General features: G+C 71.7%; 16 protein-coding genes, 1 pseudogene and 1 riboswitch. Of the genes and pseudogenes, 13 read left to right on the forward strand and 4 right to left on the reverse strand.

Going from position 1 to position 13,938, the window contains the following annotated elements; genetic code table 11:
* Window positions 1-131 precede the first annotated feature (131 nt).
* The 8 genes from JWN68_RS16385 (at window position 132) to idi (ending at window position 6,504) form a co-directional block, all read left to right on the forward strand.
* Window positions 132-848, forward strand: a complete 717-nt coding sequence (locus JWN68_RS16385) for a hypothetical protein (protein WP_297740854.1) — start codon at window positions 132-134, stop codon at window positions 846-848.
* Between the two features lie 89 nt (window positions 849-937).
* The gene (locus tag JWN68_RS16390; RefSeq protein ID WP_297740856.1) at window positions 938-1,588 is read left to right on the forward strand and encodes a YdeI/OmpD-associated family protein; all 651 of its coding nucleotides are present in this window, start codon (window positions 938-940) and stop codon (window positions 1,586-1,588) included.
* Window positions 1,589-1,651: 63 nt separating this feature from the next.
* Window positions 1,652-2,434, forward strand: a complete 783-nt coding sequence (locus tag JWN68_RS16395) for a glycerophosphodiester phosphodiesterase (RefSeq protein WP_297740859.1) — start codon at window positions 1,652-1,654, stop codon at window positions 2,432-2,434.
* Window positions 2,435-2,436: 2 nt separating this feature from the next.
* Window positions 2,437-3,258, forward strand: coding sequence for a UbiA family prenyltransferase (locus tag JWN68_RS16400; protein WP_297740887.1), 822 nt, complete (start codon window positions 2,437-2,439; stop codon window positions 3,256-3,258).
* Between the two features lie 43 nt (window positions 3,259-3,301).
* On the forward strand, window positions 3,302-4,357 hold the full coding sequence (locus tag JWN68_RS16405) for a 3-oxoacyl-[acyl-carrier-protein] synthase III C-terminal domain-containing protein (protein WP_297740861.1): 1,056 nt from the start codon (window positions 3,302-3,304) through the stop codon (window positions 4,355-4,357).
* Window positions 4,354-4,899 (forward strand): isoprenylcysteine carboxyl methyltransferase family protein, encoded by a 546-nt coding sequence (locus JWN68_RS16410; protein WP_297740863.1) that lies wholly within the window; start codon window positions 4,354-4,356, stop codon window positions 4,897-4,899. The genes JWN68_RS16405 and JWN68_RS16410 overlap by 4 nt, the downstream gene beginning before the upstream one ends.
* Window positions 4,892-5,926 carry an FAD-dependent monooxygenase gene (locus JWN68_RS16415; protein WP_297740865.1) on the forward strand — a complete coding sequence of 345 codons (1,035 nt, stop codon included), beginning with the start codon at window positions 4,892-4,894 and terminating at the stop codon, window positions 5,924-5,926. The genes JWN68_RS16410 and JWN68_RS16415 overlap by 8 nt, the downstream gene beginning before the upstream one ends.
* Entirely contained in the window at window positions 5,923-6,504 is a 582-nt protein-coding gene (gene idi / locus JWN68_RS16420; protein ID WP_297740867.1) for an isopentenyl-diphosphate Delta-isomerase, read from the forward strand. Before JWN68_RS16415 ends, idi begins: the two co-directional genes overlap by 4 nt.
* Here the strand turns inward: idi and JWN68_RS16425 are convergent.
* Genes JWN68_RS16425 through JWN68_RS16435 form a run of 3 tightly spaced genes read right to left on the reverse strand, consistent with a single transcriptional unit; the run spans window position 6,491 to window position 8,126 of the window.
* Window positions 6,491-7,018, reverse strand: coding sequence for an endonuclease V (locus JWN68_RS16425; protein ID WP_297740869.1), 528 nt, complete (start codon window positions 7,016-7,018; stop codon window positions 6,491-6,493). The genes idi and JWN68_RS16425 overlap by 14 nt on opposite strands.
* The gene (gene map / locus JWN68_RS16430; RefSeq protein ID WP_297740871.1) at window positions 7,015-7,785 is read right to left on the reverse strand and encodes a type I methionyl aminopeptidase; all 771 of its coding nucleotides are present in this window, start codon (window positions 7,783-7,785) and stop codon (window positions 7,015-7,017) included. The genes JWN68_RS16425 and map overlap by 4 nt, the downstream gene beginning before the upstream one ends.
* Window positions 7,782-8,126 (reverse strand): TraR/DksA C4-type zinc finger protein, encoded by a 345-nt coding sequence (locus JWN68_RS16435; protein WP_297740873.1) that lies wholly within the window; start codon window positions 8,124-8,126, stop codon window positions 7,782-7,784. The genes map and JWN68_RS16435 overlap by 4 nt, the downstream gene beginning before the upstream one ends.
* Window positions 8,127-8,177: 51 nt before the next feature.
* Between JWN68_RS16435 and JWN68_RS16440 the strand changes: the two genes are divergently transcribed.
* Window positions 8,178-9,227, forward strand: a complete 1,050-nt coding sequence (locus tag JWN68_RS16440; RefSeq protein WP_297740875.1) for an MBL fold metallo-hydrolase — start codon at window positions 8,178-8,180, stop codon at window positions 9,225-9,227.
* On the opposite strand, the gene JWN68_RS16445 is transcribed toward JWN68_RS16440, so the two are convergent.
* Window positions 9,215-9,661, reverse strand: coding sequence for a GNAT family N-acetyltransferase (locus JWN68_RS16445; protein ID WP_297740877.1), 447 nt, complete (start codon window positions 9,659-9,661; stop codon window positions 9,215-9,217). The genes JWN68_RS16440 and JWN68_RS16445 overlap by 13 nt on opposite strands.
* Before the next feature lie 73 nt (window positions 9,662-9,734).
* A riboswitch (TPP riboswitch) is annotated at window positions 9,735-9,840 on the forward strand.
* Between JWN68_RS16445 and JWN68_RS16450 the strand changes: the two genes are divergently transcribed.
* The 4 genes and pseudogenes from JWN68_RS16450 to JWN68_RS16465 form a co-directional block, all read left to right on the forward strand.
* Window positions 9,833-10,924 carry a thiamine ABC transporter substrate-binding protein gene (locus JWN68_RS16450; RefSeq protein ID WP_297740879.1) on the forward strand — a complete coding sequence of 364 codons (1,092 nt, stop codon included), beginning with the start codon at window positions 9,833-9,835 and terminating at the stop codon, window positions 10,922-10,924. Its footprint overlaps the riboswitch before it by 8 nt.
* A 9-nt stretch (window positions 10,925-10,933) precedes the next feature.
* Complete coding sequence (locus JWN68_RS16455) at window positions 10,934-12,568, forward strand: ABC transporter permease subunit (protein ID WP_297740881.1); 1,635 nt, start codon at window positions 10,934-10,936, stop codon at window positions 12,566-12,568.
* Between the two features lie 2 nt (window positions 12,569-12,570).
* Window positions 12,571-13,584: an ABC transporter ATP-binding protein gene (locus JWN68_RS16460; RefSeq protein WP_297740883.1), complete on the forward strand. Its 1,014-nt coding sequence runs from the start codon at window positions 12,571-12,573 to the stop codon at window positions 13,582-13,584.
* Between the two features lie 27 nt (window positions 13,585-13,611).
* Window positions 13,612-13,938: pseudogene (locus JWN68_RS16465) on the forward strand (inositol phosphorylceramide synthase); the annotation flags it as partial.

The following is a 13,938-nucleotide window of genomic DNA, read 5'->3' on the forward strand; positions in this document are numbered from 1 at the left end:
TTGACCTCACCCCTGAGGGGGTAGACACGATTTGGCACCAATGACTGGCGTGTCGGCCTCGGGAGGCGCATGCTGTGCGGTAGAGGCCGGGGGGGCACTCTCCGCCGCGCGCGGGATGGAAGGGAAAGCCCATGAGTGAGACCACTGACATCGCCGCGCCGCGCGTGCCGCGGCGACGGATCGCCGTCACCACCGACGGGGCAGTCTCCACCGCCGACGGGGCCGACGGGGCCGACGAGCTCGCCGCCGCGTTGCGATACTCCATTCGGATGGCGGGCCAGATCGAGCCGTTCCTCGAGATCGGGCGGCTGCAGTGGCTGACGGCCCTCAGCGGCACCGCCGTGACTGCCCGGGTGGGACACGGTGCTGGGGAGGTCCTGCTCACCGCGGAGGTCGAGGAGCGCGGGACTCGTCAGCCCCCGCCCGTGTCCGTGGCTGCAGGAGGCGCCAATACGGCGATCAGGAAGTGCCTGCGCCGGGTGCGCGACGACCTCTACGCCGACTGGTCCGCGGTCATGACCTGGGACAAGCGGATCGTCGGTGCTCTGCTGCCGGAGGGCAGTCGGAGCGGCTCCGTCGATGTGGGCGCAGTGCTTCCCGAGGTGGGCCTACGGCTCCAGGCCGTGCTGGCGTCGCTCGACGAGACCTCCCGGGACACGGCCGTCGTCCTCGAATATCGCGGCGGCTCGCTGCTCGCGGCTGCCATCGAGGGTGACGTGCTGTTCGCCTCCGCCGACAAGTTCGACGCCGAGGTGGCCGTGCCCCTCATCGACCGGGTGCGCTCCGTGCTGGCCCCGCACGACCTCGACCTGGTGTGGACCTGGGGCGAGAGCTGGACGCAGCGCTAGGTGGGCTGTCCCCATCACCAGGTTGGACAACCTGCCTGGGCATCACAGCTAGGACACGCTCGGTCCTGATCCCTCGTTAGCGTGTCCCTATGGTCGGCACACCGGGCGGGACACCAGACAGGCCAGCGACGTTCTTCGCCTCGGCGGAGAAGTTCCGGGCGTGGCTGGAGGCCAACCATGAGACCGCGACCGAGCTCTGGATGGGGCTGCGGAAGAAGCACGTCGCCGACCGCGGACTGACCTGGGCCGACGCGGTCCCCGAGGCGCTGTGCTTCGGCTGGATCGACAGCGTGGCTCAACGCATCGACGAGGACTCCGTGCGACAGCGCTGGACCCCGCGCAAGTCGACCAGCATCTGGAGCGCGGTCAACATCGCCCGCGTGGAACGACTCGTCGCGGAGGGCCGGATGCTGCCGGCCGGGCTGGCGGCATACGAGAAGAGGACGCCCGAACGCAGCGGGATCTACGCCTACGAGTCCGGGCGGAAGCTGAGCGACGAGCAGCGTGCGCGGTTGCTGGCCGATCCGGCGGCGGCGGCCTTCTGGGAGGTGGCGACGCCGTCGTATCGCACGGTCGCCGAGGACTGGGTCGTCAGCGCCAAGCGCGAGCAGACCCGCGAGAGCCGACTCGTGCAGCTGATCGAGGACTCAGCGGCGGGTCGGCTGATCCCCTCGCAGCGGTATGGCGACGAGCCGAAGTGGGTCGCCAGGGCAGCCGCCGCAGCGCGAGCCGCGACCTGACGAGTCCACCCCCTTGGAGGAGCAGCAGCGGCTTCTCTTCAGCGGTTGGGGCATGATTCCAGCGTGTTCGTACGCCGCTTCGTCCCTGTCGCGCTCGTCCTGGGCGTCACCCTGACCGCCGCCCCGGCCCTCGCGGAGCCCGACTTCACCGTGACCGCCCACCGTGGCGCACCCACCAGGACGCTCGGCGAGAACACGCTGCCGGCCTTCGGTCGTGCCCTCGCCGACGGGGCGACCGCCATCGAGACCGACTGGCGCCGGACCAAGGACGACAGGCTCGTGGTGCTCCACGACAGCGGGGTCGGGCGGACGACCAACTGTGCCGGACCCATCGGCTCCTGGACGCAGCGCGACCTCGTCAGGCAGTGCCGCGAGAACACGACGAAGCAGCCGATCCTCACCGCCAACGAGTCATTGAAATGGGCTGCCGAGAACGGTGCCTCGCTGATGATCGAGCTCAAGGGGAGCAACTGGTCGATCGGGCAGGTCCGTGCCGTGGTGACCCTGCTCAAGAAGTCCGACGTCTTCGAGCGGGTGGCGGTCTCCTCGCTGCGCCTCACGGTGCTCGAGCGCGTCCGGCGACTGGCGCCCCGGCTCGACACCCAGCTGATCGTCAGCGGCTGGCAGAAGGTGCGTGCCTCGCTCGGGAAGGTCCAGGGCTACAACGTGCCCGCAGCCAGCCTGACGAAGTCGCGGGTCAAGAGGTTGCACCGCAAGGGCGTGATCGTGGTGGGCGGCTACGCCGACTCACCCGCGCAGTGGGGAGCCCTGTCCCGGCTCGGCGTCGACGGCATCGTCACCCCGTCCGTGCGGGCGTACGCCACCTGGGCGGGCTCGGCGGGGTGACCATGACGGGAGACGTCGACACCCGCCCCTCGTCCTCGGCCGTGGTCGGGCTCGTCGCCGCCGCTCACATCGGCCCCGCTCTCGCCGTGACCGGGCTGGCAGGCCTGCTGGCAGCCGCACAGGCACTCGACCCTGCGGTGTCCGCCCTCGTGGTGGCCGCCGTGCTGACCGGTCAGCTGTCCGTCGGCTGGAGCAACGACCTCATCGATCTCTCCCGCGACCGCCACAACGATCGCCGCGACAAGCCCCTGGTCGCCGGCACGGTGCCGGTCGGCGTCGTCCGGGCGGCCTGCGGCATCGCCGTACTGCTGTGTGTCGTGCTCTCCGTCGCGTGCGGTCTGGTCGCCGGCCTGGTGCATCTGGTCTGCGTTGCGGCCGCCTGGAGCTACAACCTCGGCCTCAAGTCGACGGTGTGGTCGTGGCTGCCCTACGCCGTCGCCTTCGGTGGCCTGACGGCGTTCGTCGCGCTGGCCGGCGATGCCGTGCCCCCGTGGTGGTGGCCCGTCGGCGGTGCGCTGCTCGGTGTGGGTGCGCACCTGCTCAACGTGCTCCCCGACCTCGACGACGACGCCGCGACCGGCGTCCGCGGGCTTCCGCACCGGCTGGGCCGCCGATGGATCGCTCCCGTCGCCACGGTGGTGCTGCTCGCGGCAACAGCGGTGGTGCTGCTCGGTGGGTCGCCCCCGCTCGCAGTCGCCCTGGGGGCGGGCGCCCTGGTTGCCGCTCTTGCGGTGGTCGTGGTCACTGCGCCCGGTCGCGCCCCGTTCGTCGCGGCCGTCGCGATCGCCTTGGTCGACGCGGCAATGCTGGTGAGTGCGCGATGACCAACCCGTCCCGTCGTCCCTGCACGCCCACCAGGAAGTTGCCATGAGGATCCTGTCCGTCCGCGGTGCCCTGCCCCCGCACTCCCACTCGCAGGCGGAGATCACCGAGGCCTTCACGGGCGTCATCGCACAGGGCAGCCTCGACCGGGCCCTGCTCCGCCGCTTCCACGCCAACGCCGGTGTCGATCGCCGCCACACGGTGCTGCCGTTGGCGGACTATGCCGAGCTGCGCGACTTCGGGCACAGCAACGACCTCTTCATCGAGCACGCCGTCGAGCTCGGCGCCCGCGCCCTGGTCGACGCACTCAACGCGGCCGGCCTGACGCCCTCCGACGTCGATCTCGTGGTGACGGCCACGGTCACCGGGTTGGCGATCCCGTCGCTGGACTCGCGCATCGCCGCCCTCGTCGGCCTGCGGCCCGACGTGAAGCGGATGCCGCTGGTCGGCCTGGGGTGCGTGGCAGGCGCGGCCGGCATCGCCCGGGTCCACGACTACCTGCTCGGCCACCCCGATGACACGGCCGTGCTGATCGCCGTCGAGCTGTGCTCGCTCACCCTGCAGCTCGACGACGTGTCCGTCCCGAACCTGGTGGCCAGCGGACTCTTCGGTGACGGAGCGGCCGCCGTCGTCGCGGTCGGCTCCGCACGCAGCACGGGTCCGGTCGAGGTGCTCGCGTCGCGCAGCCGGCTCTATCCCGACAGCGAGCGCACCATGGGCTTCGACGTCAGCAGCAACGGCCTCCGGATCGTCCTCGACGCCCAGGTGCCGGCGCTGGTCGAGCGCTACCTGCGCGAGGACGTCGACGGTTTCCTCGCCGATCACGACCTCACCCGCGACGACATCGGCTGGTGGGTGTGCCACCCGGGCGGTCCGAAGGTGATCGAGGCGCTCCAGACAGCCCTGGAGGTGTCGCCCGACGACCTGGCCCTGACCTGGGACTCGCTGGCACGGGTCGGCAACCTCTCCTCCGCCTCGGTCCTGCACGTCCTCGAGGACACCCTCCGCGACCGACCGCCGGCACCCGGGACCTACGGGGTGCTGCTGGCGATGGGGCCGGGGTTCTGCTCCGAGTTCGTGCTGCTGCGGGCCACGTCGTGACGACCCTGCTCGCGTTCACGATCCTCGTCGCACTCGTCGGCGTCGAGCGCTTGGCCGAACTGGTCGTCTCCAAGCGAAATGCCGCCTGGAGCCTCGAGCGCGGTGGCGTCGAGACCGGCTTCGGGCACTACCCCTTCATGGTCGTCCTGCACACGGGCCTGCTGGTGGGTGCCTTGGCGGAGGCATGGGTAGGCCGACCTGAGGTGCCGTCCGCCCTCGCCTGGTCGATGCTCGGCCTGGTCCTCGCCTCGCAGGCCCTGCGCTGGTGGTGCATCGGCACCCTGGGTCGGCGCTGGAACACGCGCGTCATCGTGGTCCCGGGGCTCCCGCCCGTGGACTCCGGGCCCTACCGCCTCATCCGTCACCCCAACTACGTCGCCGTCGTCGTCGAGGGTGTCGCCCTGCCACTCGTCCATGCTTCCTGGATCACGGCGCTGGTCTTCACGATCGCCAACGCGGCGCTGCTCACCGTGCGAATCCGCGCCGAGGACGCAGCGCTCGCGTCGCTCCCGCCTGTCGTGTCCGGGGTCTCGGGTGCGTGACCTGGTCGTCGCCGGTGGCGGCCCGGTGGGTCTCGCAGCCGCCCTGCACGCCGCTCGCGCCGGACTCGACGTCTCGGTGCGCGAGCCCCGGCAGGGTCCCGTCGACAAGGCGTGCGGTGAGGGCCTCATGCCCGGCGCCCTGGCCGAGCTCGAGGCGTTGTCGGTGGACCCGACAGGGCACCGGCTCGACGGCATCCGTTACCTCGACGGCTCGGGGACCCAGGCGGAGGCGACGTTCCGGTTCGGACCTGGGCGCGGCGTGCGGCGTACGACCCTGCACGCGGCGTTGTCGGAGCCGCTCGCGGTGGCGGGGGTGGACGTCGATGCCCGCCCCGTCCGGTCGGTCCGGGACGAGGGCGACCACCTGCTCGTCGACGGCGAGGCCACGCGCTACCTCGTGGCCGCCGACGGGCTGCACTCACCCGTGCGCCGGCTGCTCGGGCTTGAGGTCGCCGCAGGTGGTCGGCGACGCTTCGGACTGCGTCGCCACGTGGAGCAGGCACCGTGGGCGCCCTACGTGGAGGTGCACTGGGCAGCCGGGGCGGAGGCCTATGTCACGCCGGTCGCCGGCGACCTGATCGGCGTCGCGGTGCTGACCGACGCAGGCACGGGCTTCGAGGAGGCGCTCGAGGGCTTCACGGTGCTGCGCGAGCGGCTAACGGGTCCCCGTTCCAAGGTCATGGGCGCCGGACCGCTGCGGCAGCGGGCACGCCGGCGGGTGGCGGGCCGAGTGCTGCTGGTCGGGGACGCGGCGGGCTACGTCGACGCCCTCACCGGGGAGGGCATCGCGATCGGCCTGGCGCAGGCCCGGGCCGCCGTCGCGTGCGTGGTCGCTGACACGCCGGCCCGCTACGAGGAGCAGGCGCGGCGGATCGGCCGCCAGCACGAGCTGATGACCCACGCGCTGCTGATGGCCACCGCCCGTCCACCCGTGCGCAGGCGACTCGTCGCGACCGCGGCCCGGGCCCCGTGGCTCTTCTCCGCAGCGGTCAACCAGCTCGCCCGACCGATCGAGGTGCCAGCATGAAGTCCGAGTCGGTCGTCCTGCTCGACGAGGCCGGCCGTGCTGTGGGCACGGCTGACAAGCGCGGGGTGCACCACGCGGAGACCCCGCTCCACCTCGCCTTCTCGGTCCACATCTTCGACGGGCGCGGTCTGGTGCTGGTCACGCAGAGGGCGCTGGACAAGGCAACGTTCCCCGGCGTGTGGAGCAATGCCTGTTGCGGTCACCCGGCTCCCGGCGAGGACCTCGCGGATGCCGTACGCCGACGCGTGCACGAGGAGCTCGGGTTGCGCATCGACGGACTGCGGCTGCTCCTTCCGCGCTTCCGCTACCGCGCGGTCCAGGACGGGACGGTGGAGAACGAGATGTGCCCGGTCTTCGTGGCGACGACCTCCGACGAGGTCCGGCTCGACCCGGCCGAGGTGGCCGAGGCCAAGTGGGAGCCCTGGTCGGAGTTCCGCGCGGCTGTCCTGGACGGGACCCGTCCCATCTCGCAGTGGTGCCGCGAGCAGGTCGAGCAGCTGCCCGTCCAGCCGTTGTCCGCGCCCGCCGCCTCCGAGGACGACCTGCCGCCTGCCGCGCGCGGGCTCAGCGCATCCTGAGCTCAGGCTGCTCGCGCCCGCGGGCCAGCCGGTCCACCCGGGCCAGGGCAGCGGGGATGCGATGGGGACCGGCCATCGCGGACACCATCTGTGCGGCCTCGGCCAGGTCCACGCCGCCCGCCGTCGTCACGTAGAGCGGTCGACTGCCACCGCCGCGGACGACCTCAGCGGCATGGGTCGCTCCGCGGAACGGTGTCTTCGCGACCCCGATGACGGGCAGGCGGAACGCCTCCGCTGCATGGGCGCCGAGACCGGGGCGGCCGTCCGGGTCGAGGGTGGCGTAGCCATCGATCACCAGGAGCTCCAGGGGTGGGCCGAACTCCAGCACCGCCGTGATGCAGGGGAGCTCGCGTCGGTAGAGCGCCCCGGGCTCATAGGGGGCCGTGCGGGCGATGTCGGCCACGTGCTCGGCCACGACGGTGTCGAAGGTGAGCTCGTCACCGACGACCAGCCCTGCCCTCGCTCGGCCGCTGTCGGCGTACTGCACGTCGACTGCGCCCACGGCGGGGCTCACGTGGGTTGCACGGTCATGATCTCGGCGCCGTCCTCGGTGATCAGGATCGTGTGCTCGCTGTGGGCGGTCCGGCACCCGGTGGCACTCCGCAGGGTCCACCCGTCGGCGTCGGTGACGAGCTCGTCGGTGTCGGCCATGACCCAGGGCTCGAGGGCCAGCAGCAGGCCGGGCCTCAGCGCGAATCCGCGGCCGGGCCGTCCCGAGTTCGAGATGTGCGGGTCCTGGTGCATCGTCGAGCCGACGCCGTGACCGCCGAAGTCGAGGTTGATCGAGAAGCCCGCCTCGGTCAGCACCGATCCGATGGCGTGGGACAGGTCGCCGATGCGGGCGCCCGGACCGGCCGCGGCGATCCCGGCCGCCCGCGCTCGCTCGGTCGCCTCGATCATCGCGACGTCCTCAGGGGACCCCGCGCCGCCCACGACGAAGCTGACCGCCGAGTCGGCGACGACGCCGAGCGACACCGCAAGGTCGAGGGAGAGCAGGTCACCGTCCGCCAGGGTGTAGTCGTGCGGCAGTCCGTGGAGCACGGCGTCGTTGACCGACGTGCAGATGTAGTGCCCGAAGGGCCCGCGACCGAAGCTCGGTGCATAGTCGACGTAGCAGGACAGGGCGCCCGCCTCCCCGATCATCGTCTGCGCCCAGCGATCGATGTCCAGGAGGTTGGTGCCGGGGGTGCTGCGGGCCCTCAAGGTGCTGAGGATGTGGCCGACCAGCGCTCCCGCTTCGCGCGCCTGCGGCCAACGGCTGGGGCTGAGCACCTCGATCATGGGGACATCCTTGCGCAGCCCACGCAGCGCCGCGCCGTCGGCCGAGCCTCGAGCCGCGCTTCCGGTATGGCGCAACGGCACACCTCGCAGGTGCCGTAGGTCCCGTCCTCGAGGCGAGCAACCGCGTCAACGATCTCGGCGAGATGAGCCCGGGCCTGTCTCACCAACGCCCCGATCTGCGAACGCTCGAAGGCGATGGTGGCGCCCTCGGGATCGTGCTCGTCATCGGCGTTGGTGTCGAGGGACGCGGCGACCACGGAGTCGTGGTCAGCCGTCAGGGCAGCCAGCCGAGTGAGGACCCGCGCACGCTCGTCGTCCAGCAGCGCGCGTACGTCGTCCATCCCCTCACACTGCCAGCCGACACCGACGAGGGGGGATCTAGGATCCGGCAGGTGACCTCCACAGCACAGGCGATCTCCCCCGACTCGGGCACCCACTGGACCGAGCCGGGTGCCTGGCTGGTCGCGCCGGGCGTGCACCGGATCCCGCTCCCGCTCCCGATGGACGGGTTGCGGGCGGTCAACGTCTACGTCGTGGAGGCGGACGACGGGCTCACCCTCATCGACGGCGGCTGGGCCATCGAGGTGGCGCGCACCCTGCTGGAGACGTCGCTGCACGGCATCGGCTTCGACGTCCGCGACATCCGGCGCTTCCTGGTCACGCACGTGCACCGCGACCACTACACGCAGGCGGTGACGATCCGTCGCGAGTTCGGCTCGCACGTCTCGCTCGGCCTGGGCGACAAGGCGACGCTGGACCTCATCCACGCCGGAGCGCAGGGCGGACAGGACCCGCACGTCGAGATGTTCGTGGCCGCGGGAGCGGCCGACATCGCGCGCCAGTGGGAGGACTTCACCCGCAACCACACCGCCGACCTGTCGCTGTGGGACTACCCCGACGAATGGCTCGAGGGCGACAGCACGCTGACGGTGGGCGACCGCACCATCGACGCCGTCCACACCCCGGGTCACACGCAGGGGCACTACGTCTTCGCCGACCGGCCGAGCGGGCTGCTCTTCGCCGGCGACCACGTCCTGCCGACGATCACCCCCTCGATCGGCTTCGAGCCGGTCCTCGCCGACCAGCCCCTGGGTGACTTCATGGCCTCGCTCACCAAGGTGCGTGGGCTGCCCGACCTCATGCTGCTGCCGGCCCACGGCCCGGTCGCCCCGTCCGCCCACGCGAGGATCGACGAGCTGCTGGCCCATCACGAGACCCGGCTGGGCCTGTGTGTCGCTGTGCTCGACGGCAACGCGTCGTCGTCGGCCTTCGACATCGCGGGCGCGCTGCCGTGGACCCGGCACGAGCATGCGCTCAAGGACCTCGACGTCTTCAATGCCGCGCTCGCCACCCTGGAGACCCGTGCCCACCTCGAGCTGCTGGTCGCGCGGGGGACGCTGACCCGGGGCCACGTGGACGGCGTGGTGCTCTACTCGGCCTGAGGCCTGCGCATCGGCAGGTGTGCGACACCGTCCTCGACGAACTCTGGCCCGCTCACCTCGAAGCCGTAGCCCGCATACCAACCGCTGAGCCCCGTCTGTGCGTCCAGCCGGATCTCGCGGCCGCCGATCTCCGCCATCGCGGCGTCCATGAGCTCGCGCGCGAGCCCGCGGCCGCGGGCAGCCGGGGCCACCACGACGCGGCCGATCCGGGCGCACGCCCCGTCGTCGAGCACCCGCAGGCAGCCGACGAGCTCCCTGTCTCCGGCCGAGCCGTCGATCGCCAGGACGTGACGGGTGGCGGGTTCGAGGTCGCGCCCGTCGAGATCGGGGTACGGCGACTGCTGCTCGACGACGAAGACCTGCTGCCGCAGGCGCCACAGCGCGTAGGCCGTGCGGGTGTCGAGGTCGTCGAAGGTCAGCACCGTCACGGTCATGCGGTCATTGTCACTCGTGTCTACGAGGTGGCCACCCGGGCTCTGCGCCACCGGCGCTGCGGCGTACGCTGGCATCACAAGACAGGGGAGCACGCCAGTGCTGAGAGTGCGGTTCGTCCGCAGACCCTCCGAACCTGATCCGGTTAGCACCGGCGATAGGGAGTCACCGCAATGTTGCGTCGCCTACGAACGATCTCGATCGCGTCCGTCACCGTCGTCGTCCTCTCCACCGGCTGCAGCACCATGGGTGACTCGGGCGCCGACGCCACCGAGCCCAGCCCCGAGGCTGCGGCCGGCTCGCAGGACGTCGGCGGGAAGGTCGTCCTCGTAAGCCACGAGTCGTTCAACCTGCCCAAGAAGCTGGTCGCCGCCTTCGAGCGCGAGAGCGGGATCGACCTGGTGACCCGGTCGGCGGGCGATGCCGGGACGCTCACGGCCAAGCTGTCGCTGACGAAGGGCAACCCCACCGGGGACCTGGCCTTCGGGGTCGACAACACCTTCGCGTCGCGTCCGCTGGACGAGGGGGTGTTCGCGACCTACGAGCCCACCCTGCCCGCCGGCGCTGCGGAGTTCGCCCTCGAGGAGGGCGCCGACAAGCTCACGCCGATCGACGTGGGCCACGTGTGCGTCAACGTCGACACGGAGTGGTTCGAGCAGGAGGGCATCAACCCGCCCGAGACCCTGGCCGACCTCGTCGACCCGACCTACCAGGACCTCTTCGTCACCCCCGGGGCCTCGACGAGCTCGCCCGGCATGGCGTTCTTCCTGAGCACGGTCGCGGAGTACGGCGACGACTGGCCCGACTACTGGACGAGGCTGCTCGACAACGGCGCCAAGGTCGTCGACGGCTGGGAGGACGCCTACTTCGGCGACTTCACCCAGGGCGGCGGCAAGGGCACCCGCCCGATCGTCGTCTCCTACGACTCGTCGCCCGCGTTCACCGTGCCCAAGGGCAGCGACAAGTCCTCCACTGCCGCGCTGCTCGACACCTGCTTCCGTCAGGTCGAGTACGCCGGGGTGCTCGAGGGGGCGGCCAACCCCGACGGTGCCGAGGCGGTCATCGACTGGTTGCTGAGCACGGAGGTGCAGGCCGCGCTGCCGACCGCGATGTACGTCTTCCCCGTCAGCGACGAGGCCGAGGTGCCCGCGGACTGGGCCAAGCACGCCGTCCAGCCGAGCGCGCCGATGACGGTGTCGCCGGCCGACATCGCTGCGAACCGCGAGCAGTGGCTGACCGAGTGGACGGACGTTGTCACCAGGTAGGGCCGTCCGGTGAGGCGGTGGCTCACGCTCGCCCTGCTCGCCGCGGGCCCGGTCCTTGTGGTCGCGGTGTTCTTCGTGCTGCCGGTCGGCGGGATGGTCGCACGGGGGTTCGTCTCCGACGGCGTCCTCGATCCCGGCGGGGTCCTCCAGGTGCTGGCCCGGCCGCGGGTCGCCCGCGTCGCGTGGTTCACGGTGTGGAGTGCGGCGGCCGCCACCGCGATCTCCGTCCTGCTCGGGCTGCCCGCGGCCTTCGTGCTGCACCGCCTCGCGCTGCCCGGCCGGAAGATGATCCGGGCCGCGTTGCTGGTGCCGTTCGTGCTCCCGACCGTGGTGGTCGGGGTCGCCTTCCGATTGCTTCTCGGTGAGGCCGGACCTCTGGGCTTCCTCGGGCTCGACGGCACGCCGGTGGCCATCGTCATCGGACTGGTCTTCTTCAACCTCGCGGTGGTGATCCGCGCGGTCGGCGCAGCGTGGGAGTCCCTCGACGCCCGGCCCGCCGAGGCGGCTGCTGCGCTGGGGGCGTCCCCGGTGCAGGTGTGGTGGACGGTCACCCTACCGGCTCTGCGCCCGGCCATCGTGTCGGCGGCCAGCATCGTCTTCCTGTTCTGCGCCACCGCGTTCGGCATCGTGCTGACACTCGGCGGCGTGCGTTACGCGACGGTCGAGACCGAGATCTACCTGCTGACGACCACGCTGTTCGACCTCCAGGCCGCTGCTGCCCTGTCCGTGCTGCAGCTGGTGGTCGTGGTCGCGCTGCTCGGGCTGGCGGCGCGGCTGCGGGCCGTCCCGGACGCGACAGCCGCCCGTACCTCGTCCCGTCCACGTCGGATCCGGTCGGGTGACGTGCCTGCGTTGGCGGTCACGGTGCTGGTGCTGGGGCTCGTAGCGGCGCCGATCGTGACGCTGGTGCTGGGCTCCTTCCGCACCGAGGCCGGCTGGTCGCTGGGCAACTACCGCGCACTCACCGGTGTCGGCAGCAACGATGCGCTGTTGGTGCCCGTGACCGAGGCGCTGCTCACGTCGGTGCGGACGGCGGTCGACGCGACATGGATGGCCCTGCTCATGGGGCTGGCCGTGGCTGTCCTGGTCACGCGACGCTCCCAGTCGCGGTCCGAACGGCGGGTGCGGAGCCTGCTCGACGGCTTCTTCATGCTGCCGCTGGGCGTGAGCGCGGTGACGCTGGGCTTCGGCTTCCTGATCACCCTCGACCGACCGCCGGTGGACCTGCGCGACTCGGCCCTGCTGGTGCCGATCGCGCAGGCGCTCGTGGCGCTGCCCCTCGTCGTACGCACCCTCGTCCCCGTCCTCGCCGGGATCGACGACCGGCAGCGTCAGGCCGCGGCCTCCCTCGGAGCCTCTCCGTGGCGGGCACTGCTGACGGTCGAGCTCCCCGTCGTGTGGAAGCCGTTGCTGGCGGCCAGCGGGTTCGCCTTCGCCGCGTCGCTGGGCGAGTTCGGCGCCACCTCTTTCCTGGCGCGCGACGACAACCCGACCGTGCCGATCGTGATCTTCCGGCTCATCGGCCACCCGGGCGAGCTCAACTTCGGGATGGCCCTCGCCGCCTCGGTGGTGCTGGCCGGGACGACGGCGGTGGTGATGCTCGCCGTCGAACGGCTGCGGGTGCCGAACGTGGGAGCCTTCTGACGATGCTCTCGCTCACGGACGTCTCGGTGGCCTACGACGGTGTCGTGGCCGTCCACGACGTGTCCCTGGAGGTGCCGGACGGATCGATCCTCGCGGTTCTCGGCCCCTCGGGGTGTGGGAAGTCGACGTTGCTGCGTGCCGTCGCCGGCCTGGAGCCGCTCACGTCCGGGGGCATCTCGTTCGACGGTCGTGCGGTCGATCGGCTGCCCACCCACAAGCGTGGCTTCGCGCTGATGTTCCAGGACGGCCAGCTCTTCGCGCACATGACCGTCGCGCGCAATGTCGGCTACGCCCTGCGGCTGCGCCGTCGACCCGGCATCCAGCGAGTGCACGACCTCCTGTCGCTCGTCGGCCTCGAGGGGTACGCCGACCGCCTGCCCGCGACGCTGAGCGGAGGTGAGCGCCAGCGGGTCGCCCTGGCGCGTGCGCTGGCGGTGGAGCCGAGGCTGCTGCTCCTCGACGAACCACTCTCCGCCCTCGACGCCGGGCTGCGGGAGCGGCTGGCGGTCGACCTGCGCAAGATCCTGCACGCGGCCGGGACCACGGCGCTGATGGTCACCCACGACCATGACGAGGCCTTCCAGGTCGCCGACCAGCTCGCCGTCATGCGGGCGGGCCGGGTCGTCCAGTCGGGACCGATCGATGCCGTGTGGTCGGCTCCGGCGGACGAGGAGACAGCACTGTTCCTCGGCTACGCACGGGTGCTGTCGGGGTCGGCGGCCGCGACGGTGCTGGCGGCTGTCGGATCCGGACGGGAGAGCCGGGTGGGCCCGGCGAGCTCCGTGAGTCTCGCGCTGCGCCGCTCGGCCCTCGTGGCCGACGAGCACGGTCGCCTCAGCGGCACCGTCGAGTCGGCGAGGGCGACCCCCGAGGTGCTGCGGCTCGTGGTCGACGTGCGTGATGTCGGTCTCGTGGATGCGGTTGCTCCCCGCGACAGCCACTGGGGTCCGGGCGAGCAGGTGCGGCTGAGCGTCGATCCGGCCCGGGTCGCCCCGGTCGGCACGAATCTGGACTGACGCCGGCGTCTGCCTAGACTGACGGCCGTGTATCGCCCCGCCTACGCCCTCCTCATCGGGGTCGCCGCCCTGATGGGGCTGCTGGCGCTCGTTGCCGCGATCACCCTGGAACGGAAGCTGGTCGACCCGGAGGGTTTCCTCGGCCCGTCGTGGTTGCGGCTCCCGCTGCTGGTGGCCGGGGCCTTCCTGCTCGACATGCTGCCCCGATCCCTGTGGGCGTCGCGCATGAATCCGCAGCTCATCCCGGGCATCGTCCGCGAGCGCGTACGCACCCACTGGACCCGCGAGCGGATGATCCTCGTCGTCTCGGGCCTGGTGTGCTTCTACGTCACCTACGTGAGCTACCGGAACCTC

The sequence above is a fragment of the Nocardioides sp. genome (assembly GCF_025964975.1).
Lineage (GTDB): Bacteria > Actinomycetota > Actinomycetes > Propionibacteriales > Nocardioidaceae > Nocardioides.

Coding starts and splice junctions, on each gene's coding strand:
- JWN68_RS16385 (WP_297740854.1), top strand. CDS start 132: ATGAGTGAGACCACTGACATCGCCGCGCCGCGCGTGCCGCGGCGACGG.
- JWN68_RS16450 (WP_297740879.1), top strand. CDS start 9,833: ATGTTGCGTCGCCTACGAACGATCTCGATCGCGTCCGTCACCGTCGTC.
- JWN68_RS16400 (WP_297740887.1), top strand. CDS start 2,437: ATGACGGGAGACGTCGACACCCGCCCCTCGTCCTCGGCCGTGGTCGGG.
- JWN68_RS16405 (WP_297740861.1), top strand. CDS start 3,302: ATGAGGATCCTGTCCGTCCGCGGTGCCCTGCCCCCGCACTCCCACTCG.
- JWN68_RS16460 (WP_297740883.1), top strand. CDS start 12,571: ATGCTCTCGCTCACGGACGTCTCGGTGGCCTACGACGGTGTCGTGGCC.
- JWN68_RS16390 (WP_297740856.1), top strand. CDS start 938: ATGGTCGGCACACCGGGCGGGACACCAGACAGGCCAGCGACGTTCTTC.
- map (WP_297740871.1), bottom strand. CDS start 7,785: ATGATCGAGGTGCTCAGCCCCAGCCGTTGGCCGCAGGCGCGCGAAGCG.
- JWN68_RS16435 (WP_297740873.1), bottom strand. CDS start 8,126: ATGGACGACGTACGCGCGCTGCTGGACGACGAGCGTGCGCGGGTCCTC.
- JWN68_RS16445 (WP_297740877.1), bottom strand. CDS start 9,661: ATGACCGTGACGGTGCTGACCTTCGACGACCTCGACACCCGCACGGCC.
- idi (WP_297740867.1), top strand. CDS start 5,923: ATGAAGTCCGAGTCGGTCGTCCTGCTCGACGAGGCCGGCCGTGCTGTG.